We start from the raw sequence: 25042 nt of genomic DNA, 5'->3' as shown, positions 1-25042 counted from the left end.
GATGTATTTGAAAAGCCCAGCGACTTACGTGTTAAGTGCTGGGCTTTTTTTTAGCGTGTCTTTGCAAATGCCAGTGCTGCGTTAACGGCAGCGACTTGCGCCGCAACACAGTTTTCATCTGTGGCGTTAGCGCCATCTGGGTACACTTCTGTGGTGGTAACAAAGCGGGCATTAGTTAGGCCCATACACAGTCCCAGTGCTTTGCCGGCATATTCGATGACACCATGTTGTTGTAAATCAACACCAATGAGTTGATTGTTTTCATCAGCTGGAGCGATTTGTGTGACTGTTTTTACATGGTTGATAATGGCTTGTTGAAAAGCTGATTCAGGGCGTTCGCTGTCGGCAACGACGTAAAATCCATCAGGAATGTTCCAGTTGCTGTTTACTTTACCATCACGCGCGGCGAGCGCTGGACGGAACTCGGAGTTATCAGTGTCAGTGGTTTCATGAAGATCAATGTGAACAACAATATCTTCGCCAAATTGCGCCACAAAATTTAACAGCAAACGCGATTCGTCAGCGGGAGATTCTTCATAAAAAGAACGATTTGGGTCGATTGCGTTTGGGTTCCAGCGGTTAATGGTTTCATAGCCCCAAGGACTTACGCACGGAACAATGAGAATATTAAACGCTTCGCTTTGGGCTTGGCTTGCCTGTTTTGCAAACGCTATGGCACCGTGCACGCCGCTTGTTTCGTAACCATGTACGCCACCAGTCACAAGTGCAATAGGACGACCTTGATGCCAGTTTTTATGCTTAAGCGCGTAGAGGGGGTAGGTAGTATCGTAATTGAGATGACCATAGGTAATGGCATCATAATCGTCACTGAGCTCGTTAATGAGTGGCTCAACACGTTCAAAGAAGCTTCTTTTTTTAGTTTGATTATTAAGCCATTGCTGCTTTTCGGCGTCGGTCCAAGGTTGGCCTAACGTGCCGATAGGGTAAGTTTGTTCACTCATAATGCTTCCTACTTAGCAAGATATGTAGGCGCAGCTTAGAGTGTGCAGCGGGATTGTCAATGTTTGTTAGGTGAAATGCGTCGACTTGGCTTATAGGGTATAAGGCTACTGAGTAATAAAGCTATTTACATACACCAATGCATCATCAAGGTTGTCGAAAATAATGTCACGGGTGTCATTTGTGCGCCCCATCTGTTTGCGAATTTTATCTAACTGGTTGATAGCGATAGGGGAATGCAGAACAAATGCGATTGCTTTACAGCCCTTAGAGTACATGAAATTGCCAATATCAACCATGTGCTGTTGCGCCTCTGGTGTGGCAGCAGGGACATTGAGAGAGTCACCGATGTATCCCCATTGAGATAAATTATGCTCTTGTACCATTTGTGCAATTTGTTCCACAAATGATGCCATCATGCGCTCATTGATAGCACCGCTAAATTCACCAACGATAACTTTGTCCATTAGTTTGAGTTGGTAGGCGCCGTTAGCACATGAATACTTATACATAAATGCTCTCCGAGATGAATACGGTGATGTGAATATCAACACACCTATTGTAAAGCACAAGCGATTATTTTAAATAGAAATTTAACTGGTAGATGCAGTTAAGTGTCCAAGTGTGCGCTGCTTCACAACATTGGTGAGGTGCCTCAACCTCGTATTCCCCATTTTTGATAAGTAATATTACTTTTTTCATATCGATTACTCTTTGAAATCACAGTTAATAATGCCCCAAAGCACTATTTTTAAAGGCCTTGAGTGGTATGAATAATCGCTGTGAGGTGGAAAATTCGGGGGGCGGCGTTAATAATTAGGTAAAAGTTCCCAGCTTTTAGAGGGCCAACTCTTCGCATGAAAAGTTGGCTTTCTTATGCCAGTCAACATGACCTAGTTAATTAGGTTGATTGGTATCATATGTGTGTCTGCGTAATTTATGCATAAACTCATGCTCTAGTCTCACAAAGCTAGACAAATAACTGCCCAAACGATAACGTTATTCGGTTTATAACAATAAGATGAAACCGATATGCTAAAACGTACTCTCGCAGTCGCTGTCTGCATCGCCCTTGGTGGTTGCAACGACGACTCAGCTAGCACTCAAAGTGCACAACAAAATCAACAACAAGCGCAACAGTCAGCCCTCAGTGAGCAGCAGTTCACTTACCCGCAAACACGCAAGGGTGAAGTGGTTGATACCTACTTTGAACAAACAGTAGCAGACCCTTATCGTTGGTTAGAAGACGATATGAGCGAAGAGACTGCAAAGTGGGTTGAAGCACAAAATGCCGTGACTTTTGATTACCTTGAGCAGATCCCTTATCGTGACGAGCTTAAGAAAAGCCTTAAAACCTTGATGGACTACGAAAAAGTCAGTGCGCCATTCAAAGAAGGCGACTATACCTATTTTTATAAGAATGATGGTCTACAAAACCAGTATGTATTGTACCGTCAAAAGGGTGATCAAGCGCCTGAGGTTTTCCTAGACCCTAATACGTTCAGCGAAGACGGTACAACGTCATTAGCGGGAATTAGCTTCAGCGAAGACGGGTCACTTGCTGCGTACCAAATCTCTGAAGGTGGCAGCGATTGGCGTAAAGTGATTGTGCTAAATACTGAGACTAAAGAAACGGTTGGCGAAACGCTAGTAGATGTGAAGTTCAGCGGCATTTCGTGGTTAGGTAATGACGGTTTCTTCTACTCAAGTTATGACAAGCCAAAAGGCAGTGAGCTGTCAGCTAAAACAGATCAACATAAGCTTTATTACCACAAGCTAGGTACTGCGCAAAAAGAGGATACCTTGGTATTTGGCGGCACTGAAGCGCAAAAGCATCGTTATGTGGGTGGTGCAGTGACTTCAGATCAGCGCTTTTTGGTGATCTCAGCTGCTGTTTCAACATCTGGCAACAAGCTATTTATTAAAGACTTAACACAAGAAGATAGCCAACTTGTTACGGTAATCGACGATATTACTTATGACAGTGATGTGCTTGATAATGACGGTGACACTTTATTTATTGTAACCAATAAAGATGCCCCTAATAAGCGAGTGGTTAAAGTCAATGCGAAGCAACCGACCCCTGAAAATTGGCAGGACTTAATCCCTGAGACAGAAAATGTATTAAACATTTCTAAAGGCGGTAATTACTTCTTTGCACGTTATATGGTTGATGCAATTTCACAGGTTAAGCAATTTGACCGAACTGGTAAGCTTGTGCGCGAAATCGCTCTGCCAGGTGTCGGTACTGCCTCTGGTTTTGGTGGTAAAAAAGAGCAAACAACGCTCTATTATAGTTTTACCAACTACAAAACGCCGGGCACTATCTTCAGCTTTGATGTGAACACTGGTGAGTCCAACGTGTATAACGAGTCTGGCGCTCAGTTTGACCCAGCGTTGTACGACTCAAAGCAAGTATTCTATACCTCGAAAGATGGTACTAAGGTACCGATGATCATAACCTATAAAAAGGGCATCGAGTTAGATGGCACCAACCCAACTATTTTATATGGTTACGGCGGTTTCAACGTCAGCCTAACACCACGCTACTCAGCAACCACAGCAGCGTGGCTTGAGCAGGGCGGTGTATATGCGGTGCCAAACCTACGTGGTGGTGGTGAATATGGTAAGAAATGGCATAAAGCCGGCACGCAAATGAATAAACAAAATGTGTTTGATGACTTTATTGCCGCTGCCCAATACCTGATTGACAATAAGTATACGTCTCCTGATTACCTTGCTGTGCGTGGTGGTTCAAATGGCGGTCTGCTGGTAGGCGCAGTGATGACGCAACGTCCAGATTTATTCAAAGTTGCTTTACCAGCGGTAGGTGTACTAGATATGCTACGTTACCATACGTTCACCGCTGGTGCTGGTTGGGCTTATGACTATGGCACAGCGCAAGATAGTAAAGAGATGTTTGACTATCTTAAAGGCTACTCTCCTGTACACAATGTGGATGAGGGCGTCAGTTATCCTGCAACCCTAATCACTACAGGCGATCATGATGACCGTGTAGTACCCGCGCACTCATACAAGTTTGCTGCTGAGCTTCAAGCTAAGGATGCAGGTGCAAACCCAGTGATGATCCGTATTGAGACTAATGCGGGACATGGTGCAGGTACACCAACATCGAAAATCATTGAGCAATATGCTGATATATATGGCTTCACACTCTACAACATGGGTGTGAAAAAGCTGTAATCACAGTATAGGTAAAAGGCCGGCTAATTTAGCCGGCTTTTTTATACACTTAGCTTTTTAAATTGACAGGTAAGTTAATCATGTTCACCTCAGAGCAACTCGCTTTCACACCTTTAGAACACGCCCATTGGCCACTATTTTTGGCCCTGCATAACGACCAAAAAGCGATGCAGTATGTAGGAGACGTCAAGCCCGAGCACTGTGTCAGAGCAAAGTTCGAACATCGTTTGGTAACGAATGTCGCCAGTGCACATAGTTGTTGGGTTATCAGCCAAAAGCGAACGAATGAAGATATCGGAGTAATCGGCTTTGAGCGTGTAGCTGACGATGCCGCCGAGTTGGGCTACATGCTTTTATCACAGGTTCAAGGACGGGGCTATGGTACTGAAGCTTTGGGTGCTTTGCTTTTGTATAGTCGTGAACATCTTGGTATCTCACGCTTGCTTGCCACTGTGACTCAAGGTAATGAAGCGTCAAAGTGCATTCTAATGAAACACGGTTTTAAACAATTAGAAACCATCAATACGGGGTATCGAATCGGCGGTAAAGTGGTCAATGACTGGCGTTTTGAGCTGTGCATAAATGCACAAAAGTAGGCGCGCATTCGCCATATTTATTTTTGAACCTTACTTATATGATGTGCGTAATACGAATTTGGAACAATGTTATGTGGAAAAATACAAAGCATAGCTATGGCCTTATCGCCATTATTATTCATTGGCTTGTGGCGGCGAGCGTTGTTGGTTTATTTGCGCTCGGTTTGTACATGGTTGAGCTTACATACTATGACAAATGGTACAAAGGCTCCCTCGATTTGCATAAAAGTGTGGGGCTAACTCTTGCAGTGATATTGCTGGTACGAGTAGCCATACGTCTGAGTCAAACTCAGCCACAGCCATTAACAAATGACAAAGTGCAGGTGCTTGGTGCCAAGTTCGTGCACCTGTTGTTGTATGTGTTGTTGTTGGCGTTGTTTGTCAGTGGTTATCTTATTTCAACCGCTGATGGTCGAGGGATAGAGGTTTTTGGTTTGTTCACCGTGCCAGCAATAGGCAGGCTTGTGGATAATCAAGAAGATATCGCTGGCATCGTACACTTGTATGTTGCTTGGACAGTGATAGGCGCTGCTTCGTTACATGCATTGGCAGCGTTAAAGCATCATTTTATTAATCGCGATCGCACCCTTGTGCGCATGCTGAAAGTAACAAAAGGAAATAAATCATGAAAAAACTACTGGCTCCTATCGCCTTAGCGGGCACACTCATGACGGCTAGCAACCTAGCGCACGCTGCGGATTACGTTATCGATACGCAAGGAGCGCATGCATTTGTTAATTTTAAAATTAAGCACCTTGGTTATAGCTGGTTGTATGGTCGTTTTAATACCTTTTCTGGAGAATTTAGTTACGATCCAGCCAATGCTAACGCATCAAAAATCAATGTAGTAATCGATACAGCAAGTATCGATTCGAATCATGCAGAGCGTGACAAACATTTACGTGGCGATGACTTTCTCAACGTGGCTGAAAATCCAAAAGCGACATTTAACAGTAGCAGCGTTGTATTCAGTGACGCCGATAACGCGACTGTCACTGGCGAGTTCTCGCTCAATGGGGTGACTAAAACAATCTCATTTGACATAGAGAAAATAGGTGAGGGTGAAGACCCATGGGGCGGCTACCGTGTTGGTTTTCTAGGCAATACGCGCATCGCACTGAAGGACTACGGTATTGATTACAACCTAGGTCCGGCATCAACTCACGTAGATATTGAATTATCAATCGAAGGCATTCGTAAGTAACTGTCTACTGTGCCACGCTGAGCTCTTGGCGTGGCACAATATTTACCACACCATAACGTTCCCGCCAAAATCATCATTTGTATGAATACCCAACACAGTATTTAGAAATTTGGTTAGCAATTAAGACGCTGATATAACTGTGATTAGGTTCACCCAACACAGAGTGTAGATAATGCGTGACACAATCAAATTCGATGTTGGATACATTGACGGTGATGGCATTGGGCCAGAGGTTATGCCCTTGGTACGCACCTTAGTGGACGAGGCAATCGCACTTCATTGCGAACAAGATACACACATACATTGGCACCCGTTACTACTGGGGGAGCAGGCGGCGAAGGCGGGTGATGGAGAGTGGTTTCCACAAGAGACCATTTCGGCGCTACGAACGTTGAGCGTTGCGCTTAAGGGGCCGATGAGTAGCGCTATCGGTGGTGGCTTTCGCTCATTGAATATAGCCTTGCGTGAAGAACTCGATTTATTTTGCAATATGCGAGTGATCAAATCATTGCACGGATTACCATCGCCACTTAAAGACGCTAATAGTATCGATTTAGTGGTTTTTAGAGAATGCAGTGAAGACAGTTTTGCCAGTATCGAGTTAGGTGCTGGCTCCCCAGATGCACAGCGGATTATTGATGTATTAGAGCAAGAGCTTGGATATTTTCGTCTACGTTTTGTAGATGATTGCGCGTTAGCCATCAAAAACTGCTCCCGTGAAGCGACGCATCGACTCGTTAAACATGCCATTGAATACGCTATTAGCCATCGTCGTGAGAAAGTAACATTAGTGCATAAAAGCAATGCGTGGCAGTTAACTGAGGGCCAATTTCAACGCTGGGCCTTAGAGTATTTACAAGAGAATTATGCTTTGCATAGCGACGCGCAGGACCACAGATACACATTGACGACACCAGAGCACCAGCTGGTGGTAGAGCACATGATGCTAGATCACGTAATGCAACGCATGGCGCAGCAACCTCAACAATTTGATGTATTAGTGTGTAACAACCTTGCGGGAGATTTACTTGCTGACTTGGCGACGTCACTTGTCGGTGGAGTGGGTATTGTTCCGAGTGTGAATTGCAATGCACAAATGGCTTTATTTGAGCCTAGTCATGGTCCGTTTAGGCGTATTGCAGGAACAGGCTTGGCGAACCCTTGTGCATCCGTTTGGGCGGCAGTATTGATGTTGCAGCACCTAAACTTGCATAAGCCTGCTCAGGCGTTGTGGCATGCGCTCAGTACTGTAATAAATGCACACGGCGAGTTGTTTCAGCTCAATACGCGAGATAGCCTCAACCAAGGGGTAAGTACCGAGCGCATTATTGCGACGATAAGTGAAGCGTTAAATTAATAGCGTCAGCGCGTTGAGAGGCATAGCAACTGACGCTTTAGAATGCCTTACGGTCATGCCGCTAGTGCACCACGCAGTAATTCACGGGCGCGAAGGCGTGTAGGCTCGTTGCTTCCGAGTTTGGGCGCTAACCCAAGCTCATCGAGCATAATGAACAACATGCTCACAGGTACTGGGCAATTGTCTTCATCCAAGATATCAGCTTGAGTCGCCGTTACCGTGGCAGCATTAGGGTAGTGTTCGCGCAGCGCATCAAGGGTAATTGCATTATCACCACATGCACGGCAGTAGCCACCAAACTCATCATTTAACTGGGCAAGTGCCTGATAGAAATCATTCAGGCTAAGTGTGCTCGCACACGCGCGCAATTGCTCAGCTATGAAGGTGTCGAGCTCAGCATTAATGTGAATGCAATCATAGTGTTTGTATTGACGTGATAGCATGGGTGCCTCCATTGGCGTTGTTCATTATTTTGTTAATATTTACTTTAAGGAACATCATGCTATTTATGAAATGGATGAAATCGATATTTAGTATTTATAACATCAATGTTGTGACGGTATTCATACAAACGTTTGTAGCTGTTTACGTAACCAACTATGTGCTGGGCTGTGATGCATTAATGGGCTCCAAAGCATAGACACGCTAATAGGAACGATTGGAAAGGGCACAGCACTGATTGCTAGAGGAGCGCGTGTGCTGCCAACAATATGCTCTGCGAGCCTTTTTGGTAGCGTGGCAATAAGCGTTGACTGGGTACACAAGTCAGCAATTAAACTGTGATGGCGAGCATATACAGCGATGTTTCGCCGGTGGCCTTGTTGCGCCAGTGCTTGATCTACCCAACCCAACTTTTGCGGCTCACGGTTTTTTATCACCGGCTCTGGACCAAATCCACTGCGATTGAGCCAAATATGTGCTGCCTCAAGGTAGGTGTCGATATCGAGGTGTGTATGGATGCGATGCTGCGCGTCGGCTAGGCAGCAGTAATTATCACGCCACAGGGTACTTTGGTGAAACGAAGCGGGCATCCGAGTAAAGCGGTCAATGGCAATGTCCACTTGCCCATGTTCGAGTTCGCTGAGGGTGACGTCACTGGGGTGAATCAAATCAATTTTAATCCCAGGATAACGGCTCACAACATCCCTAATAAAGGGCACTAACAGTGACGCGACCAGAAATTCATTCGCCATTATGCGAAAGGTATGGCTAACAGTTGTTGGTGTGAATTCATGCTCTTGAGTGGTGATGGCCTGAGCAACATTTAAAAATTGTTCAAGTTGAGGTTTGAGTGCCAGTGCTTTTTCTGTGCACATCATGGTGCTGCCGCTGCGCACCAACAAGGGATCGCAGAACAGATCGCGCAGACGTTTTAGCGCGTTACTCATGGCACTTTGAGTTAACGCCAAGCGGTTTGCAGCAGCCGAAACACTGCGCTCTTCTAACAACACTTGAAGATAAACCAGTAAATTCAGGTCAACTTGCCGTAAGTTCATAATAATTCACATTTGTTGCTTCATAGCTACTGTATCGCAGCACTTTTTATAACGCTAATGTCCACGAAAATAGTCATTATTTCTTTTGGTGATAGCTAGGGTGTGTCGAGCATAATGGTTAATTGATATGGTGGATATAACACTTAATAAAAGGAATTAGATCATGACATTATCCAGACTTATGGGAATATCAGCGCTGTTAGTTGTACCTTGTTTAGCCAATGCTTCTAATTGTGGGGAGCTGGAGGGCAGTTGGCAATTCGTGAGGGGAGAATATTACACTAAGCAGGGTAAAACCGTTGCCAATGCGCCACTAATAAGCAGTGTTAAGGTCATAGCATCAGGGTATTTCAATTACGTGACCCAAAGACAGGGGCAGTTCCACTATGCCGCAGGTGGTCGTTGTGCTATCGAAGATGACAAATTTGTTGAATACGTGGATTACGGCAATATTCCGTCGCTGTTGAATAAAAGATTGGCGTTTGATTATGCGCTCAAAGACAACCAGTGGCACCATCGTCTGTATCAAGATGGTGTGCTTGTTGAATATGAAGTGTGGCGCAAATTACACTGATGATTGTCGGCATGTGATACACATTACATGCTGCGCTAGGTAAGCCACTTATACATAATGAAACTGTCAACATAGCCATATTGCTTGTGATTATATGCACGTGGGATGGTGCCAATAACACTAAACCCAAGCTTTTCCCACAGTGATACAGCGACGGTATTGGTACTAACAACGTTGTTAAACTGCATAGCCAAATAACCTAGCTCTTTGGCTTGGTGCTGTGAATGCTCGCACATTCTTTTTGCCACCCCCCTACCTCGTGAAGCCTCAGCCACCATATAGCCACAATTGCAAATGTGCTTTGATGGCCCCATAGCGTTTGCTTTGAGGTAATAAATTCCTAATACCTGCCCATCTTCTATTAGTGCATAGGACTTGTGAGGGATTTTGCACCACAGTTCATAGGCTTGGTTAATATCCATGTCTGGCTCCAAAGCATAGCTTTGCTGTGCATCAATAATGCTCGAAAAAGTAGGCCAAAAGTCATGAAAGTTTGATTCAGTGATTGCTTTTATCATAATGCTCTCAGGTTTAGGTACGGCGTGAGCATGTGCTCAATGCGTTTGTTAACGAACGTCCAGCAGCTATAACGATAAAGGTACATCAAGGGAAGCGGTATTGATACACATTTCCCGGTAAGACTAATGGGTATAACTAGGTGATCACATACGAGTTGGGAAAATGATCTGCTAACAAGGCAAGATTTCACTTATGCAGTTACTGTACAAAGAAAGATTTTAACGCTGTGAACACGGTATTTAGCACGCTAGGTAGCATATTCACAGCGAGTTTAAATGCAGGGCATGAAAAAGGGGAAGCAAATTAGGCTTCCCCTGAATGAATAGCTATGGATGACGTTATGCGGACTGAACGCCGTAGTCGTCATCCTCTTCGGGCTTCTTTGCTTGGGTCCCACCTGATTGCCCGCGTAAACGTTCAAGCTCAGCTGTGGTCTCAGCCAGGCTGTTCTCCAATTCACTTAGACGACTCTGTGCTGATGTCGCACTTTTAGACAGGCGCTCAAGTGTAGCATTAGAGTTTTGCTTCAAGAATGTAATTTGCTCGCGTAAGCGTTTGTTTTCATCAATTAACTCTTGGTTTTGACTGTCATCTACGGTTTGTTCAGCTACTGGCGCTGGAGGAGCACCGGCATTGAGTTGCTCTTGCAACTCACGCACCTTTTGCTGCAATTGATCGTTGCTTGAGGTCAAACGCTCAATAGTTGAGGCAGAGTTGTTCTTCAAGAAACGCACCTGATCATGCAGTTTAGTGCTAGTTTCTTGTGCCTGTGCAACTTCGGCCTGAGCAGCGACAATCTGCTCTTGCTGTGCCTTATTAGCTTCACGCAACTGACGCATTTCTTCGCGCTGTGTTTCTTGGTGTCGCGCAGCGAGTGCGGTTTGCTCTTTAAGTAGGCTATTTTCTTTACGCAGTTTCTCTAGTTGCGGCTGCTGCTCTGTTTGTTGACCTTGCGCAGCATCAATTTGTGCCTCAAGTTCAGCCTTGCTTTGCTGTAACACGGCAATTTTAGTAACTAAATCGTCATGTTTTTGTTCGAACTCATCACGCTGCTTGCTAACTGTCGCAAACTCACTATCAAATTCATCAATACGTTTTTGCAATGCGGTAATTTGCTCATCGCCACCTGCGCTGAGCGTTTGAATTTCTTGCTGTGCTTTTGCTAACGCTGCTTTAGTCGTTTCAAGTTCTTGATTCTGCGTATCAATAGCTTGTTGTTTAGCACTAATATCGGCTAATAACTTAGCATTCTCTTCACTTAACTGTTGCTGAGCTTGCTGCAGGGCGACTACTTGTTCATCAGCACCCGATTGCGCTTGGGTGAGCTGCTCTTGGGCTTTGGCAAGCTGCTCTTGTTGCTTCTCAAGCTGTTGGGCTTGGGTTTCAATTTGTTTTTGAGCTGCGTCAAATTGTTGTGCAAGCGCTTGCTTTTGTTCATCAAGTTGCGCATTCTCCTGCTGTAACGTACTCAGCTGCTCATCAGCGCCAGATTGGGCTAATGCGAGTTGCTCTTTGGCCTTTTCTACAATGCGTTGTTGTTTCGTTATTTCAGCGCTTTGTTGTTCAATTTGCTGTTGAGCATTGGTTACTTGCTCACTAAGCGAAATGTTCTGTTCATCGAGCTGAGTAATCTCTTTTTGCAGGGCTGATACTTGCTCTTGTGCGCCGCTTTGCGCTAACGCTAATTGTTCCTTAGCGGTATCAAGTAACCTTGTTTGTTTATCGATTTGCTTAGTTTGTTGCTCAATTTGCTGTTGTGCAACGGTGACTTGCTCATTCAATGACGAGTTTTGCTCGCCCAGCGTTTTATTTTCGCTCTGCAGAGCTGCAAGTTGTTCGTCAGCACCAGAGCGGGCTAATTCAAGGTGCTCTTGAGCTGTTTCAAGTTGCTGTTGTACTTGAGCTACTTTTTGAGTTTGTAACGCTAACTGCTGCTCGGTGGCTGTAACTTTGTCACTGAGGCTATCATTTTGCTCGCTAAGCTGGTCATTTTCCCCTTTGAGTGCTGCTAGTTGTGCACTCGCTTCCTCTTGCGCTTTGCTATGTAGCTCTTGGCTTTGAGAGAGTTTTTGTTGCTCTTGCTGCAACTGGTTAGTGAGCGTTTCAACTTGCTTTTGCGCTGAGTCTAGTTGTTGTTGAACCTGAGCTTCTTGCTCCGTTAACTGTTCACACTGGGCCTGAAGAGCCGCAGTTTGTTCGTTACTTTGAGTTTGTACATGTTGAAGCTGCTGTTGTGCGTCAGCAATTTGCTGCTGATAGGCTTCTAATTGTTGCGCTTGTTCCTGCATCTGTTGTTCGGATGCGGTCACTTTTTGGCTCAGGCCTTCGCTTTGCTCAACTAATTGATCACAACGTTGTTGTAGCTCAGAGGTTTTCTCATTACTTTGTGCTTGAGCCTGTTGTGCATCGCTAAGCTGTTGTTGATATGACTCAAGCTGTTGCTCTTGCGATTGGATTTGGTTTTGAGATGCCTCTACTTTGGCTGCAAGCTGTGAATTTTGTTGTTGTAACTCTTCGCTTTGTTGTTGCAGTGACGCAATTTGCCCCTGGCTTTGAGTTTGGGCTTGCGCTAATTGTTGCTGATATTGTTCAAGTTGCTCAGCTTGCTCATTAATTTGTTGCTCAGCAGTTGTTACTTGCTCAGTTAATGCTGAATTCTTAGCACTTAACTCTTCACATTGTTGCTGTAGTGCAGCCGCTTGAGCATCACCATTAGCTAGCGCGTCATTGAGCTGTTGTTGAGCCTGGGCTAACTGTTGCTGTTGGCGTTCAAATTCTTCTGTTTGCGCAGAAATTTTCTGCTCGGCTTGTGCTAATTGCTCACTGAGGGCCTGGTTTTTGGCGCTCAGTTCATCACATTGTTGTTGCAATGACGCGGCGCGTTCATCGCCTTGTTCAAGCGCTTTACTTAGCTGCTCCTGAGTGTCAGTTAACTCTTGGCTTTGGCTTTGCAGTTGCTGTGCTTGAGCCGTCAGTTGCTGCGTCGCTTCATCAATTTGCTCACTCAGACTGCGGTTTTGGTCACTCAGTTCGCTGCACTGTTGCTGTAAAGCCGAGGTTTGCTCACCACTATCTGCTAGAGCCTGTTCCAACTGTGCCTTGGCATCAGCTAGAGCTTGTTGTTGCTCGGCAAGTTGCTGCGTTTGATCCGCTACCTGTTGTTGCGCTTGTTCAATTTGAGCGCTCAACTGAGTATTTTGTTCGCTAAGCTCGTCGCATTGTTGTTGCAGTTGTGCTGTTGTACTTTGAGCTTCCGCCTGTGCTTGCTCAAGTTGCGTTTGCGCTTGGGTTAACTGTTGCTGTTGTTGCTCTAACTGCTGAGCTTGTTCTTTGAGTTGTTGCCCTGAGGTTTCAACTTCAGAGCTAAGCGTCTGGTTTTGCTCTTTTAGCGCAATACACTCTTGTTGCAGGGAAGACGCTTTTTCGTCACCCTCAGCGAGTGCTTTTTCAAGCTCTTGTGTGGTAGTGGCAAGTTGTTCTTGTTGTTGCTCAAGCTGCTGTGTTTGTGATTCAAGTTTTTGTTGCGACTGTGCGACTTCGTCCGCCAAGGTCTTATTGTGCTCACTGAGCTGTTCACATTGACTTTGCAGCTCGGTAATTTGTTGTTCGCTTTGCGCCTTTGCCTGCTCAACAAGGTCTTGTGAGCTTGATAGTTGCTGCTCTTGTTGTGCTAGTTGGTTTGCTTGAGTATCAATCTGCTGTTGACGTGCATTGATACGTTCACTGAGCTCTTCATTTTTTTGTAGCACTTCTTCATATTTTTGCTGCAGCTGTTCTAGGCTTTGTTTTACAGCATGCTCGGACTGGATAACTTGTTGAAGGTGCGCTTGAACAGGGGCGACTTGAGCGCGCGCGTATGCTTCGCTTTGCGCTCTGAATGCTTCCATGAACTGATCAGAAAATTGCATATCGCCATTACCTGATGGGTTTGGCGCTCCTGTGGGCATAGACGGCATGAATGACGCGGGGGACTGCATATGCATTTGTTGCATCTGCATGGGTTGCTGAGCTGTTTCTTGCGGGCGCGCCGAACGGTCTTCACTGCGCCATAATCGGTAATGTTCTAATATAGCTTGGCGGTCACCGTCTACATGTCGCAACAGTACCTCTAACGTAATAGGCTTCCCTTGACGATGTAGTTCGTCACAAACAGCCTTGATTTCGCTATATTGAGTCATCAACCTATCCTCCCAACAGATATTTAGGATAGCATTAAAACAGCCACTAGGCAGCGTATCTAATAAAAAAATTCGAGCCAAGAATGCGGTGGCAGATAATAATTACTATTTTAGTTGTAGATTTGTCCCTAAAGATACAGGTTTAATCATACTACGAGAAATTGGTATTACACAATGCTAACAATTGATTTAAATGAAAATAAACAGCTAGTTATCATAGAAAAGTATGATCTTACTCCAAAAGATCAACAAGTGTTGATTAAAGTGCATGCTAGCGCGGTTAATCGCGCCGATCTTTTACAGCGAAAAGGGCTCTACCCGCCACCCGTAGGAGACAGCGATATTTTGGGCTTAGAAGCAGCGGGGGAGATAGTTGCTGTGGGCGATGGAGTGAGCTCAAAGTTACTAGGTAAGCGGGTTATGGCGTTGTGCGCTGGTGGTGGATATGGCGAATATGTGTGCGTGCACTACGAGCATTGCATTGACTTGCCACCGTCCTATTCATATGAAATGGGAGCGGGTTTTTGTGAAGTGTTTTTCACCGCTTTTGACGCACTTCGCCAGTCCCCTGAGTTTGGCCGCCCTCATACTTTACTCGTACACGCAGGAGCCAGTGGTGTAGGCACCGCAGCAATCATATTAGCAAAGCGCCTTGGAGCACGCGTGGTGGCGACTGTAGGCAATCAAGCAAAGCGTGAGGCATGTGAAGCTTTGGGCGCTGATGTGGTGATTAACTATAAAGAACACAATTGGTGCGACTATTTAAAAGCGCAAGACATTAAGATTGATCTGGTTATTGACCCTATAGCAGGTGAGTATATACGTCAGGATATCGAGGTTATGGCGATGGATGGCACTATTGTTATTCTTGCAATGTTAGGTGGGCGTTATTGCGAAAAGCTGGATATGGCTAAAGTGCTAGCGAAACGTGTGCGAGTAATTGGCTCCACTTTACGAAATCGCTCTATCTCTTATAAATCTAAATTGGTCCAAGACTTAACGAGTCAATTTGGCCCTGAGATACAGCAGGGGCTTATAAAACCCGTTATTGATTCTATTTACTCATGGCGAGATGTTGAGCAAGCGCACCAACGATTAGAGAATAATGAAAATATAGGCAAAGTGATTTTACAGCACGATTAGTTGGTAGTATCAGTTATACATAAAGCAAAAAGGCCAGCAATGCTGGCCTTTTGTATTGTTCGGGGCTTTTACATCACACGCATGCCCGGTTTAGCACCGTCATGTGGTTCGAGGATGTAAATTTCGTCTTTGCCAGGACCTGCAGCAAGCACCATACCTTCTGACATACCAAAACGCATCTTACGCGGCTTCAAGTTAGCCACCATAACCGTTAATTTGCCAATCAACTGCTCAGGGCTATAAGCTGACTTAATACCTGCAAATACTTGGCGTTGTTGCCCACCTAAATCAAGCGTCAATTTAAGCAATTTGTCTGCTTTTTCAACGTGTTCAGCATTAACAATTTTCGCTACACGAAGGTCTACTTTGGCGAAATCATCAAACTCGATTTCATCTGCAATCGGATCTTTTTCTACTTCACCGTTTGACTCCATTGCAGCCCCCCCTTGAGTTTGTGGTGCAAGGCTTTCTTTTGATTCTTCAAGCATGGCGTTCACTTTGTCCATTTCTACACGTTGCATTAGCGCTTTAAATTTATTGATAGAGTGGTCAACAAGCGGCGCATCTACTTTGTCCCATGCTAGTTCGTCATTTAAGAACTCGCTTACGTTTGCCGCCATGGCTGGCAAAATAGGACGCAAGTAGGTCATTAGGATCTTAAATAGGTTTAAGCCAACACTGCACACTTCGTGCGCTTGCTCAAGTGTGTTCTCATCTTTAGCAAGTACCCACGGCGCTTTGGCATCAATGTATTGGTTTGCTTTATCGGCTAGGGCCATGATTTCGCGAACAGCGCGTGAGTACTCACGATTTTCATAATGTGCAGCGATGCTCTGGCGCGCGGCTGCAAATTGTGCAACCAGCTCTGGCTCGGCGTTTGTCGCGCTAAGTTTGCCATCGAATTTCTTAGTGATGAAACCGGCACAACGACTGGCGATGTTAACAACCTTACCTACTAAGTCTGAATTCACACGTTGTGCGAAATCTTCCAAGTTTAAGTCAAGGTCAGTGATACCGCTTCCTAGTTTCGCTGCAAAGTAGTAGCGCAGATATTCAGGGTTTAGGTGCTCAAGATAGGTGCGCGCTTTGATGAATGTGCCTTTAGACTTAGACATCTTGGCGCCATTGACGGTAACGAAACCATGGGCAAAGACGTTAGTTGGTTTTCTAAAATCAGCACCTTCTAACATTGCAGGCCAGAAAAGACTGTGGAAATAAATAATATCTTTACCGATGAAATGGTACAGCTCAGCATCTGAATCTTTTGACCAAAATGCATCGAAATCAATACCAGATTTGTCACATAGGTTTTTAAAGCTGGCCATGTAACCAATTGGCGCATCTAGCCAAACGTAGAAGTATTTGCCCGGAGCACCTGGTATTTCGAAGCCAAAGTATGGAGCATCACGACTGATATCCCATTGCTGCAGACCGTCTGCAAACCATTCGTCAAGCTTGTTAGCCATTTCATCTTGAATAGAACCCGAGCGTAACCACTCTTTTAACATGCCTTCAAACGCCGGTAAGTCGAAGAAGTAGTGCTCCGAGTCACGCAGTACTGGCGTTGCTCCAGACATGGCAGAACGTGGCGACTTCAATTCGGTAGGCGCATAGGTTGCACCACATACATCGCAGCTATCGCCATTTTGGTCTTCGGCGTCACAGCTTGGACATGTACCTGTTACAAAGCGATCCGGTAAGAAAATTTCTTTTTCTGGGTCAAAAAGTTGCGAAATAGTACGCTTTTTGATGTAACCACCTTCGTTAAGACGGTTATAGATAAGCTCACTGAGTGCTTTGTTTTCATCTGAGTGGGTACTATGGTAGTTGTCGAATTCAATATTGAAGTCAGCAAAGTCACGTTGGCGCTCGACGCTTACATTTGCCACCATTTGCTCAGGTGTGATCCCTTGCTTTTGGGCATTGAGCATGATTGGCGTGCCGTGAGCATCGTCAGCACATACATAGTATGCTTCATGGCCTTGCGATTTTTGAAAGCGTGCCCAGATATCAGTTTGAATATACTCTAATAAATGACCTAAGTGTGTTGGCCCATTAGCATAAGGTAGGGCGCTAGTGATGAGAATTTTTCTCTTAGTCATAGGATGCTCATTCCATCTCAAATACGATTTCCCAAGCAAACCACGCTTTTGTCGCAGCAGCGAGCAATAAGATTGTCCACTTGGGTGAATAGACTGGTGTTAATGCCCCGAATGTTACATAATTTGGCGGCATATTTCATTACGCTTCTTTAAATATTTACGCAGTTAATTATGTTTGGATTTGGTTCTGGCAAAAAGCCGTCGTTGTTTTCAAAATCATCAAGCCAACAATGGCAGTCTCAGTATCAACAACATTTGGCTGGCTATCGCAGCACTGCTTTACCTGTTGGCGTGCCCAAAGAAGCGGTTCAACGCACAAGTAATGAGCACACCTGTGAGTTGGTGATGCCTTTTGCATGTGCGCAAGAAGCGCCTGCTTTATCGCAGTTCCTTAGTGCATGTTTGCAACGAGACGTTGCGGTTTCAATTAGCGTCAAGCTCACCGGCGCAGCCAAATTCGCGCACATTAAGCACATTATTCTGGTTGCCTCTGGTAAAGGGGGGGTAGGAAAGTCGACATGTGCGGTTAACTTGGCGTTGGCACTTAAACATGAAGGTGCCAAAGTTGGCATTTTAGATGCCGATATTTATGGCCCTTCCATACCTTTGTTGCTTGGATTACAACAACAAAAACCACACGCAGCAGATGATAGAAGCTTGTTGCCTATGGAGCAACACGGCATCAAGGCCCAATCAATAGGCTTTTTAGTAGATCCAGACGACGCCACAGTATGGCGCGGCCCGATGGCGTCGCAAGCCCTGATGCAATTGCTTAATGAGACACAATGGGGTGAGCTTGATTATTTGATTGTAGACATGCCACCTGGGACTGGCGATATTCAATTGACCATGTCGCAAAAGGTACCAGCTTCAGGAGCATTGATTATTACCACGCCACAAGACTTAGCCCTGGCAGACGCCCAAAAAGGGGTGGCGATGTTTAATAAGGTGAACGTGCCGATTATCGGTTTAGTAGAAAACATGAGCCAATTTGAGTGTCCGCACTGCCATGAGTCGAGCTCAATTTTTGGTGCTGATGGCGCGGCGAAACTAGCGCAGCGTTATGGGGTACCAATACTGGCCGAATTGCCGCTCGCTATCGCTATTCGTGAGTGTTCCGAGCAAGGTGGTGATTTAGCACAACAACACACTTCTTTAGCAGAGCATTTTTCTATGGCAGCGCGCGTATGCGCAAGCCAATTATATTATCAAGAAGGCGCTCAAAGCAGCGTTGAAATAATTATAACGGACGACTAACCATGCGTTTATCAGACACCCATATAAAAGAATACCTACGCGATGAGCGTATTGTTATTACACCCGAGCCAAGCGAGCAAATGATTTCAGGCGTGAGTGTAGATTTGCGTTTAGGTAACAAATTCAGAGTGTTCCAAGATCACCGCGCACCCTATGTTGATTTGAGTGGCCCCAAAGAACAGCTCAATGCTGCGATGGAGTCCATCATGAGTGATGAAATCACAATAGGAGAGGGTGATGCCTTTTTCTTGCACCCAGGGGAATTGGCGTTAGCGATGACCTATGAGTCAGTCACTTTGCCTGCTGATATCGTGGGTTGGTTAGATGGCCGTTCATCACTGGCACGATTGGGTTTGATGGTGCACGTGACTGCGCATCGCATCGATCCAGGTTGGTCGGGTAACATCGTATTAGAGTTTTATAACTCTGGAAAACTTCCACTAGCACTGCGCCCGAATATGAAAATTGGAGCAATGAGTTTTGAAACGCTTTCAAGTCCAGCTGAGAAGCCTTACAACGCCCGTGAAGATGCAAAATACAAAGGGCAAAATAGTGCCCTCGCCAGTCGCATTGGTGATGAGGGACAGCAATAAAAATCCGATAGCGCGTATCGCTAGGCGTTTCTTTGCTGGCTTAACGAATGTCCAAGTTGGGTAAAATACTGGCTAAAACACGGGGCAAGTAATTTTGCCTCGTTGGCTGTTGGGAACACGCCAAGCTTGGCTAGCTTACTGCGCTTCGTGCCACTGACGAGATAGTGGTTTTTCAGTGCATTGGCTTGAATATAATGTTCGAAGGCTCTTGCGGCGAGCTCTTCAGGCATTGCAAAGTACAGTTGTTTTGCAGCGCTATCCACCGCTGCGCTCCTTTGCACGTAATCAGAACTTTGCTTTGCTGATGAGTCTAAAAACAGGTGCCGAAATAGTACTAGAAGCGGCTCATTGAGCGGATGCTCACGGTAATCTTGGCGGGTTAACCACAATTTGCTTGCAAATGATTTTGCACTGACTTTGTGTTGAAATAAAAAAGGACAGATGTAGTGGTCAAATGCGTGCCACCACTCATGCGCCAAAGCGCCACTACCTGCATGTTTAGCCAAAGCAAGGGTGCGCGTTGCGCCGTGATAATGGGCTTGTACGCCTAATTGCCCACCTTGACCAAATGCTAACGTGAGTGTTTCGCGAAGTCCTATTACCTGAGGCGGAATGCACAGTATCTGTGTTAAATCTGCCAGCGCGTCATAGATGAGGTTAGCGCCATGCTGACGCTCTTCTTTTGTTACCCACCGACCTACTGAGATTGCTTTAAGGCCAAATGTGCTGCGCACCTCAGTAAAGTCGACATCCACAGAGAACCGATAATCTGGCCCATTGCGGTATTTATAAGCCATCAACTGCGTCATAGTTGATATCGTGTTTTTACATCAGCTGGCATGTGTTGCGTTTGCACCTTCACAAAGCCATCAAGAAGTACGCGCAAAGGTTGCGCATCAAGTCGCTCCAAGTATTCCAAACAATAAGCAGTCGCTTCCAAAGTAGAGAGACTGTGTTCGCGATTGGCTTTGCGAATGGCGTAACGAGATGCTGGCACCTGAGCAAAACTCAGTGCATTGAGGCTATGTAACCACGGGTTTTGCTGCCAAATTCGATGCACTTTGCCCCACGTGCCGTCTATGACAATAAGGTGTTTTATTTGTGTTTTAGCTGCATTATCGAGGTGCTCGAGGGGGAGCGCATTATCGCAAGGGTATAGCAGTGCACAGTGCTGTGGTAAGAGCGCTTGAACGTCTGTGAAATCGTCAGGGAATTCGCCGACACAAATGCGTAACTTATTGAGTGATAAGCCTAATAGAGGCACTGTGCTTTTGGCTTGACTGGTTTCATGAGGATGCTGTAAGACCCATACGCAGGTCTGATTAGCAACATGCTGCACATGTTCACACACACAGGAGGTTGTTGGATAATTGCATGTTGAGCACACCGTGCGAGCCATAGTGGACACCTAAGTCAGAGTCTGTGTAGTGCATTGTAATAGCTTTAGCTATTTGCTCCAAGGTATCCATTTGCTATTCTCATAGATAGACAACATATTAATAACTGAAGGAAGTAAGCTGCATGGAAATAAAAATAGACGACTCTGCACTGATTGCGATGCAAGGTTTGTTGGGTGATCAATTTGCCGATACGCTGGAATTTTGCTTCAGTGAATTCACGCGACTCCACGGTGAGTTTGAGCAAAGTCTAAATACGGATCAGAATGAAGCGATCCGCAATATTCATAGTTTGAAGTCAAATGCAGCGCAATTTGGTGCAATCACGTTGGCAGAAACTGCACGCGAAATAGAGCATGGCCTTACTAAAGGAGAGTCACAGCAATTACAGCCGTATATTGACGCGCTCCCCAATGCTATCGAGCAAAGTATTGTGCACATGAAACAATGGCATCAAAGTTGAAATTAATTCATAGATAACCGGTTAACTTATATAGCAATTTACCTCTTTGCCCGATAATCTAGCTGAACACGATGCACAAGGGGTAAAGCATGTCTGATATATTAAAAAGTCGAAAGCTACACGGGGTTTGTTACGATATTCGCGGTCCAGTTTTGCGTGCTGCAAAGGCGATGGAAGACGAAGGCCAAAAAGTACTTAAATTGAATATTGGTAACCCAGCGGCCTTTGGCTTTGAAATGCCCGAAGACATGCACAAAGACATCATTCGCAATCTCAGTGCAGCGCAAGGGTATTGCGACTCAAAGGGTCTTTATTCTGCCCGTGTTGCTGTCTATCAACATTACCAGCAACGCGGCTTACATAACCTCAGCATTGACAACATCTTCATTGGTAATGGCGTCAGTGAACTTATCCAAATGGTGACCCAAGGTCTTATCAATAATGATGATGAGATTTTGATCCCCGCACCAGATTATCCACTTTGGAGTGCCTGCGTGACCCTCGCCGGCGGTAAAGCCGTGCATTATCGCTGTGACGAAGAGCAGGACTGGTTTCCCGATATTGCAGATATTCGCAGTAAAATTACCTCAAGAACTAAAGCGCTGGTATTAATTAATCCAAACAATCCAACGGGTGCCGTATACAGCAATGCCTTGTTGTTGGAACTTATCGCCATTGCCAGAGAGCACAATCTGTTGCTGTTGAGTGACGAAATTTATGAAAAAATTCTGTACGACGATGTGCAACATTGCTCAATTGCGTCTTTGTGTGATGATGTGCCGATTATTACCTTTAACGGCTTAGCAAAAACCTATCGCGCAGCGGGCTTGCGCATTGGTTGGATGGTCTTGAGCGGACCAACTAATCGTATGACCGATTTGATCCAAGGTTTAGATATGCTGGCATCAATGCGTTTGTGTGCCAACGTGCCTTCGCAGTACGCGGTGCAGCAGGCGCTTGGGGGAGTCCAGTCCATTGATGCGTTAATTCAACCCGGTGGGCGGTTATACGAGCAACGCAATATCGCGTGGCAAGGCTTGAATGACATTGAAGGCATAAGCTGTGTTAAGCCCAAAGGAGCCTTATACGGCTTTGCCAAGGTCGATACCAAGCGTTTCAACATTACCAATGATGAAACCATGGTGTATGACTTACTAACACAGGAGAAAATCTTGCTGGTCCATGGTCGAGGTTTCAATTGGCCTGAGCCAGATCATTTCCGCATCGTGTTCCTCCCCCACAAAGACGAGTTAGAGCCTGCGATGCAGCGTATTGGACGTTTTTTTGATAGATATAAACAAGCGTGAACGAGCATCAAACTAGGGGAACTATGACTCATTGGCTCCTTGGTGCTTCAGCAATGATTGCTTTTGCTGGCAACTCACTGCTAAATCGAGAAGCGCTTGCGGGCCAGCACATAGATCCATCTAGTTTTGCGTTTATTCGCCTAGCCAGTGGTGCGTTGGCCTTAGTGCTGTTGCATCTTTTTTATTTCAAGCGCGCCTCGAACAGGGAACAGATGCCTGATGCACAACACGGTGTGTCTTGGTGGGGGGCTGTCGCCCTTGTGACCTACATGCTGGGGTTTTCGTTTGCGTATGTTCAACTCGACGCAGGCATGGGGGCATTACTGTTATTTAGTGCCGTGCAATTCACTATGATTTTATTTGCTGTGGCAGTGGCCAAAGAGCGCTTCACATACTGGCAATGGTGTATGTTGGTGATTGCGTTTGCGGCGTTTACTTTGCTGGTTAATCCACAAACAACGGGCACTAGCGTCGTCGGGTCGTTATTGATGATTGTTGCTGGCATTGCTTGGGGTGTCTATAGCATTGTCGGCAAACAGGGTGATCCACAAAAATCGACGCTTATTCATTTTGTCCGAGGTACCTTTGTGCTGATACCACTTGCGTGTTTAATGTGGTTTATTAGCGGCTCTGTAGTCGTTACACATCATGGAGTTGTGCTGGCGATTATATCAGGTGTTGTCACATCTGCTTTTGGCTACAGCCTGTGGTATGCGGTAGTAAAGAAAATCGCTACAAGTCAAGCAGCTATCATGCAATTGAGTGTGCCGCCAATCGCTTTGGTGCTGGGATCCTTGCTGTTGGCAGAGCGCCTAAGTATCGATGCGATTATTATCAGCACGGTACTGCTAGGCGCGATACTTGGCTTTACTATAGCGCGACAGCGATATTAAGAAACGTTACAAATATTATCAACATAGCGCTGATATAAGGCATCTAAATGTGAAAGAATATGCGCTTTGCCACCAAGTTCGGCATTGTTGATGGCATCAGCGATAGCGTCTATGTTTTGCGACTTCTGCATCATTGTAGCCATTTCAATATGGCTGATATGCCAAGGTTCAGCAGCAACCCCACCTCTGTATTCTCGATACGGTCTAAAAAAGCCATAGTCATTTAAATACTCATCGAGCCAAGCATTGAGTCGTGCAAAAGGGCCTGTTTCACCATACTCATCGCTACTTAATTGCAATTCGTAGTCAGCTGCCACTGCATTGGTATCCCAAACATCCATATCTGTTCCAAAATGATGGCGACTAGCGCCCGGCAGTGCCGAGTAGAGCATAATCGCTTCAATGCACTGTTGTTCGGATAATCGGGTGAGATCAACGCGTTCATTATTGCCATCAAACACTGGGCGTAGGCCAAAAAACTTGTTGTTCCAAATCATCCGTTGACGCTCAAATGAACGAAATGAAGAGGCAATTGCCAAGGCAATGCCATCAGCCTTGGCATGGCGTTGCATGCGTGCGAGGTCATTTGTAACCTCTTTATGGACAAGTAGTTGACCAAATGCAGTTAAATGCTCTTCACTTCGGCCCGTGGCGCATAGTGCCAAATTCATGTTAATAGCTGCCTTAAAATGCCTTCATAAATGAGCGCTAAGTTTTCTAGGTCTTCACAACTAACACATTCATCGACTTGGTGAATGGTGGCATTACGAGGACCAAGTTCAATGACCTTTGCGCCTGTAGGAGCAATGAAGCGACCATCGGAAGTGCCCCCACTGGTCTGTAGCTCAGCGCTGTAACCGAGTTGTTCATGAATTGCGTTTTGAACCGCGTCAATGAGCTCGCCAGGTTCGGTGATAAAGGGCTGGCCGTTATGAATCCAAGATAAGTCATAGGTGATCTTGTGTTGCTCTAGCATTGCAACGACACGTTCTTGAATCTGTTGCGCGGTTAACTCGGTACTGTAGCGAAAGTTAAACTGCACTTCGAGATCTCCGGGGATCACATTGCCTGCCCCCGTCCCAGCATGAATATTGGAAATCTGCATACTCGTTGCGGGAAAGAATTCGTTGCCTTGGTCCCATTGCTCTGAACACAGGGCCTGTAAAAAGCCGCTGGATTGGTGCACAGGATTATTAGCCAAGTGAGGGTAGGCAACATGGCCTTGTTTTCCTTTGACTGTTAAAAACGCAGTGAGGGAGCCTCTGCGGCCATTTTTTACTACGTCTGCAAGTTTGTCAGTTGATGAAGGCTCACCAACAATGCACATGTCGATTTTCTCGTTACGTGCTTCAAGGGTGTCAATAACACGTGTTGTGCCGTTGATAAACGGGCCTTCCTCATCAGAGGTGATTAAAAATGAGATGGACCCTTTATGCTGTGGATATTTGGCAACAAATCGTTCTGTAGCAACGACCATGGCAGCTAAAGAACCTTTCATATCAGCAGCACCCCGACCGTGGAGGTAGCCATTATCTTCTATGCCAGCGAAGGGAGGGAAGCGCCACTTTGACTCATCACCTGTTGGCACAACATCGGTGTGTCCTGCAAAGCATACGTTTGGCTTTTGCTCACCTCTGCGTGACCAGGTGTTCAACGTATCAACGAAGAACATAGGCTCATTCTTAAAGCCAACTTTGGCGAGGCGCTCAGCGATGACATGTTGGCAGCCTGCGTCTTTTGGGGTTACCGACTCGCGGCGAATGAGTTCTTTTGCAAGATCTAACACATCACTCATAATT

The 25042-nt window shown here is 45.6% G+C and carries 23 protein-coding genes; 12 read left to right on the top strand and 11 right to left on the bottom strand.

Features of this window, described 5'->3' with window-relative positions; translation table 11 throughout:
- Positions 1 to 50: 50 nt before the first annotated feature.
- Both AAEU32_RS13600 and AAEU32_RS13595 read right to left on the bottom strand, forming a co-directional pair.
- Positions 51 to 962, bottom strand: coding sequence for a M14 family metallopeptidase (locus AAEU32_RS13600; protein ID WP_421971083.1), 912 nt, complete (start codon positions 960 to 962; stop codon positions 51 to 53).
- A 105-nt stretch (positions 963 to 1067) separates the two neighbouring features.
- Complete coding sequence (locus AAEU32_RS13595) at positions 1068 to 1472, bottom strand: hypothetical protein (protein ID WP_421971082.1); 405 nt, start codon at positions 1470 to 1472, stop codon at positions 1068 to 1070.
- A gap of 520 nt (positions 1473 to 1992) precedes the next feature.
- Between AAEU32_RS13595 and AAEU32_RS13590 the strand changes: the two genes are divergently transcribed.
- The 5 genes from AAEU32_RS13590 (at position 1993) to AAEU32_RS13570 (ending at position 7321) form a co-directional block, all read left to right on the top strand.
- Complete coding sequence (locus AAEU32_RS13590; RefSeq protein WP_421971081.1) at positions 1993 to 4164, top strand: prolyl oligopeptidase family serine peptidase; 2172 nt, start codon at positions 1993 to 1995, stop codon at positions 4162 to 4164.
- Positions 4165 to 4226: 62 nt separating this feature from the next.
- The gene (locus AAEU32_RS13585; protein WP_421971080.1) at positions 4227 to 4760 is read left to right on the top strand and encodes a GNAT family N-acetyltransferase; all 534 of its coding nucleotides are present in this window, start codon (positions 4227 to 4229) and stop codon (positions 4758 to 4760) included.
- Between the two features lie 71 nt (positions 4761 to 4831).
- Positions 4832 to 5389 carry a cytochrome b gene (locus tag AAEU32_RS13580; protein ID WP_421971079.1) on the top strand — a complete coding sequence of 186 codons (558 nt, stop codon included), beginning with the start codon at positions 4832 to 4834 and terminating at the stop codon, positions 5387 to 5389.
- Positions 5386 to 5964 carry a YceI family protein gene (locus AAEU32_RS13575; protein WP_421971078.1) on the top strand — a complete coding sequence of 193 codons (579 nt, stop codon included), beginning with the start codon at positions 5386 to 5388 and terminating at the stop codon, positions 5962 to 5964. Before AAEU32_RS13580 ends, AAEU32_RS13575 begins: the two co-directional genes overlap by 4 nt.
- 172 nt (positions 5965 to 6136) lie before the next feature.
- The gene (locus AAEU32_RS13570; RefSeq protein WP_421971077.1) at positions 6137 to 7321 is read left to right on the top strand and encodes an isocitrate/isopropylmalate family dehydrogenase; all 1185 of its coding nucleotides are present in this window, start codon (positions 6137 to 6139) and stop codon (positions 7319 to 7321) included.
- Between the two features lie 53 nt (positions 7322 to 7374).
- On the opposite strand, the gene AAEU32_RS13565 is transcribed toward AAEU32_RS13570, so the two are convergent.
- On the bottom strand, positions 7375 to 7764 hold the full coding sequence (locus tag AAEU32_RS13565; RefSeq protein ID WP_421971076.1) for a hypothetical protein: 390 nt from the start codon (positions 7762 to 7764) through the stop codon (positions 7375 to 7377).
- 120 nt (positions 7765 to 7884) lie between these two features.
- Positions 7885 to 8817 (bottom strand): LysR family transcriptional regulator, encoded by a 933-nt coding sequence (locus tag AAEU32_RS13560; protein ID WP_421971075.1) that lies wholly within the window; start codon positions 8815 to 8817, stop codon positions 7885 to 7887.
- A 163-nt stretch (positions 8818 to 8980) separates the two neighbouring features.
- Between AAEU32_RS13560 and AAEU32_RS13555 the strand changes: the two genes are divergently transcribed.
- The gene (locus tag AAEU32_RS13555) at positions 8981 to 9391 is read left to right on the top strand and encodes a hypothetical protein (protein ID WP_421971074.1); all 411 of its coding nucleotides are present in this window, start codon (positions 8981 to 8983) and stop codon (positions 9389 to 9391) included.
- 35 nt (positions 9392 to 9426) lie between these two features.
- Here AAEU32_RS13555 and AAEU32_RS13550 read toward each other — a convergent pair whose 3' ends face one another.
- Both AAEU32_RS13550 and AAEU32_RS13545 read right to left on the bottom strand, forming a co-directional pair.
- Entirely contained in the window at positions 9427 to 9909 is a 483-nt protein-coding gene (locus AAEU32_RS13550; RefSeq protein WP_421971073.1) for a GNAT family N-acetyltransferase, read from the bottom strand.
- Positions 9910 to 10248: 339 nt separating this feature from the next.
- Positions 10249 to 14088, bottom strand: a complete 3840-nt coding sequence (locus AAEU32_RS13545; RefSeq protein WP_421971072.1) for a coiled-coil domain-containing protein — start codon at positions 14086 to 14088, stop codon at positions 10249 to 10251.
- A 174-nt stretch (positions 14089 to 14262) separates the two neighbouring features.
- Here AAEU32_RS13545 and AAEU32_RS13540 point away from each other — a divergent pair, with 174 nt between their 5' ends.
- Positions 14263 to 15231: an NAD(P)H-quinone oxidoreductase gene (locus tag AAEU32_RS13540; protein WP_421971071.1), complete on the top strand. Its 969-nt coding sequence runs from the start codon at positions 14263 to 14265 to the stop codon at positions 15229 to 15231.
- A gap of 68 nt (positions 15232 to 15299) precedes the next feature.
- Here the strand turns inward: AAEU32_RS13540 and metG are convergent, their stop codons facing one another.
- Positions 15300 to 17333, bottom strand: a complete 2034-nt coding sequence (gene metG / locus AAEU32_RS13535) for a methionine--tRNA ligase (protein ID WP_421971070.1) — start codon at positions 17331 to 17333, stop codon at positions 15300 to 15302.
- A gap of 171 nt (positions 17334 to 17504) precedes the next feature.
- Here metG and apbC point away from each other — a divergent pair, with 171 nt between their 5' ends.
- Positions 17505 to 18590, top strand: a complete 1086-nt coding sequence (gene apbC, locus AAEU32_RS13530; RefSeq protein WP_421971069.1) for an iron-sulfur cluster carrier protein ApbC — start codon at positions 17505 to 17507, stop codon at positions 18588 to 18590.
- Positions 18591 to 18592: 2 nt separating this feature from the next.
- Positions 18593 to 19183 (top strand): dCTP deaminase, encoded by a 591-nt coding sequence (gene dcd, locus AAEU32_RS13525; protein ID WP_421971068.1) that lies wholly within the window; start codon positions 18593 to 18595, stop codon positions 19181 to 19183.
- A 20-nt stretch (positions 19184 to 19203) separates the two neighbouring features.
- On the opposite strand, the gene AAEU32_RS13520 is transcribed toward dcd, so the two are convergent.
- Positions 19204 to 19992, bottom strand: coding sequence for a CLCA_X family protein (locus AAEU32_RS13520; RefSeq protein ID WP_421971067.1), 789 nt, complete (start codon positions 19990 to 19992; stop codon positions 19204 to 19206).
- Positions 19989 to 20582: a tRNA-uridine aminocarboxypropyltransferase gene (locus AAEU32_RS13515; protein ID WP_421971066.1), complete on the bottom strand. Its 594-nt coding sequence runs from the start codon at positions 20580 to 20582 to the stop codon at positions 19989 to 19991. The genes AAEU32_RS13520 and AAEU32_RS13515 overlap by 4 nt, the downstream gene beginning before the upstream one ends.
- 122 nt (positions 20583 to 20704) lie before the next feature.
- On the opposite strand from AAEU32_RS13515, the gene AAEU32_RS13510 reads away from it, so the two are divergent.
- From AAEU32_RS13510 to AAEU32_RS13500, 3 genes are all read left to right on the top strand, one after another.
- Positions 20705 to 21043 (top strand): Hpt domain-containing protein, encoded by a 339-nt coding sequence (locus AAEU32_RS13510; protein WP_421971065.1) that lies wholly within the window; start codon positions 20705 to 20707, stop codon positions 21041 to 21043.
- An 89-nt stretch (positions 21044 to 21132) separates the two neighbouring features.
- On the top strand, positions 21133 to 22350 hold the full coding sequence (locus AAEU32_RS13505) for a pyridoxal phosphate-dependent aminotransferase (protein ID WP_421971064.1): 1218 nt from the start codon (positions 21133 to 21135) through the stop codon (positions 22348 to 22350).
- Between the two features lie 23 nt (positions 22351 to 22373).
- A complete protein-coding gene (locus tag AAEU32_RS13500) occupies positions 22374 to 23243 on the top strand; it encodes a DMT family transporter (protein ID WP_421971063.1) in 870 nt (289 codons plus the stop codon).
- On the opposite strand, the gene AAEU32_RS13495 is transcribed toward AAEU32_RS13500, so the two are convergent.
- Complete coding sequence (locus AAEU32_RS13495; protein ID WP_421971062.1) at positions 23240 to 23914, bottom strand: M15 family metallopeptidase; 675 nt, start codon at positions 23912 to 23914, stop codon at positions 23240 to 23242. The two genes, AAEU32_RS13500 and AAEU32_RS13495, sit on opposite strands and share 4 nt — an antisense overlap.
- Complete coding sequence (gene dapE / locus AAEU32_RS13490) at positions 23911 to 25038, bottom strand: succinyl-diaminopimelate desuccinylase (RefSeq protein ID WP_421971061.1); 1128 nt, start codon at positions 25036 to 25038, stop codon at positions 23911 to 23913. The genes AAEU32_RS13495 and dapE overlap by 4 nt, the downstream gene beginning before the upstream one ends.
- Positions 25039 to 25042 lie beyond the last annotated feature (4 nt).

The organism is Pseudoalteromonas maris, from assembly GCF_049257235.1.
Classification (GTDB): Bacteria; Pseudomonadota; Gammaproteobacteria; order Enterobacterales; family Alteromonadaceae; genus Pseudoalteromonas.
The sequence above is the reverse complement of the archived record's forward strand: the minus strand, read 5'-3'. Positions and strand labels throughout refer to the sequence as shown.

Bases quoted from the DNA above. Each gene is read 5' to 3' on its own strand.
- AAEU32_RS13600 (WP_421971083.1), bottom strand. From the start codon at position 962: ATGAGTGAACAAACTTACCCTATCGGCACGTTAGGCCAACCTTGGACC.
- AAEU32_RS13595 (WP_421971082.1), bottom strand. From the start codon at position 1,472: ATGTATAAGTATTCATGTGCTAACGGCGCCTACCAACTCAAACTAATG.
- AAEU32_RS13590 (WP_421971081.1), top strand. From the start codon at position 1,993: ATGCTAAAACGTACTCTCGCAGTCGCTGTCTGCATCGCCCTTGGTGGT.
- AAEU32_RS13580 (WP_421971079.1), top strand. From the start codon at position 4,832: ATGTGGAAAAATACAAAGCATAGCTATGGCCTTATCGCCATTATTATT.
- AAEU32_RS13575 (WP_421971078.1), top strand. From the start codon at position 5,386: ATGAAAAAACTACTGGCTCCTATCGCCTTAGCGGGCACACTCATGACG.
- AAEU32_RS13570 (WP_421971077.1), top strand. From the start codon at position 6,137: ATGCGTGACACAATCAAATTCGATGTTGGATACATTGACGGTGATGGC.
- AAEU32_RS13565 (WP_421971076.1), bottom strand. From the start codon at position 7,764: ATGCTATCACGTCAATACAAACACTATGATTGCATTCACATTAATGCT.
- AAEU32_RS13560 (WP_421971075.1), bottom strand. From the start codon at position 8,817: ATGAACTTACGGCAAGTTGACCTGAATTTACTGGTTTATCTTCAAGTG.
- AAEU32_RS13555 (WP_421971074.1), top strand. From the start codon at position 8,981: ATGACATTATCCAGACTTATGGGAATATCAGCGCTGTTAGTTGTACCT.
- AAEU32_RS13550 (WP_421971073.1), bottom strand. From the start codon at position 9,909: ATGATAAAAGCAATCACTGAATCAAACTTTCATGACTTTTGGCCTACT.
- AAEU32_RS13545 (WP_421971072.1), bottom strand. From the start codon at position 14,088: ATGACTCAATATAGCGAAATCAAGGCTGTTTGTGACGAACTACATCGT.
- AAEU32_RS13540 (WP_421971071.1), top strand. From the start codon at position 14,263: ATGCTAACAATTGATTTAAATGAAAATAAACAGCTAGTTATCATAGAA.
- metG (WP_421971070.1), bottom strand. From the start codon at position 17,333: ATGACTAAGAGAAAAATTCTCATCACTAGCGCCCTACCTTATGCTAAT.
- apbC (WP_421971069.1), top strand. From the start codon at position 17,505: ATGTTTGGATTTGGTTCTGGCAAAAAGCCGTCGTTGTTTTCAAAATCA.
- dcd (WP_421971068.1), top strand. From the start codon at position 18,593: ATGCGTTTATCAGACACCCATATAAAAGAATACCTACGCGATGAGCGT.
- AAEU32_RS13520 (WP_421971067.1), bottom strand. From the start codon at position 19,992: ATGACGCAGTTGATGGCTTATAAATACCGCAATGGGCCAGATTATCGG.
- AAEU32_RS13515 (WP_421971066.1), bottom strand. From the start codon at position 20,582: ATGGCTCGCACGGTGTGCTCAACATGCAATTATCCAACAACCTCCTGT.
- AAEU32_RS13510 (WP_421971065.1), top strand. From the start codon at position 20,705: ATGGAAATAAAAATAGACGACTCTGCACTGATTGCGATGCAAGGTTTG.
- AAEU32_RS13505 (WP_421971064.1), top strand. From the start codon at position 21,133: ATGTCTGATATATTAAAAAGTCGAAAGCTACACGGGGTTTGTTACGAT.
- AAEU32_RS13500 (WP_421971063.1), top strand. From the start codon at position 22,374: ATGACTCATTGGCTCCTTGGTGCTTCAGCAATGATTGCTTTTGCTGGC.
- AAEU32_RS13495 (WP_421971062.1), bottom strand. From the start codon at position 23,914: ATGAATTTGGCACTATGCGCCACGGGCCGAAGTGAAGAGCATTTAACT.
- dapE (WP_421971061.1), bottom strand. From the start codon at position 25,038: ATGAGTGATGTGTTAGATCTTGCAAAAGAACTCATTCGCCGCGAGTCG.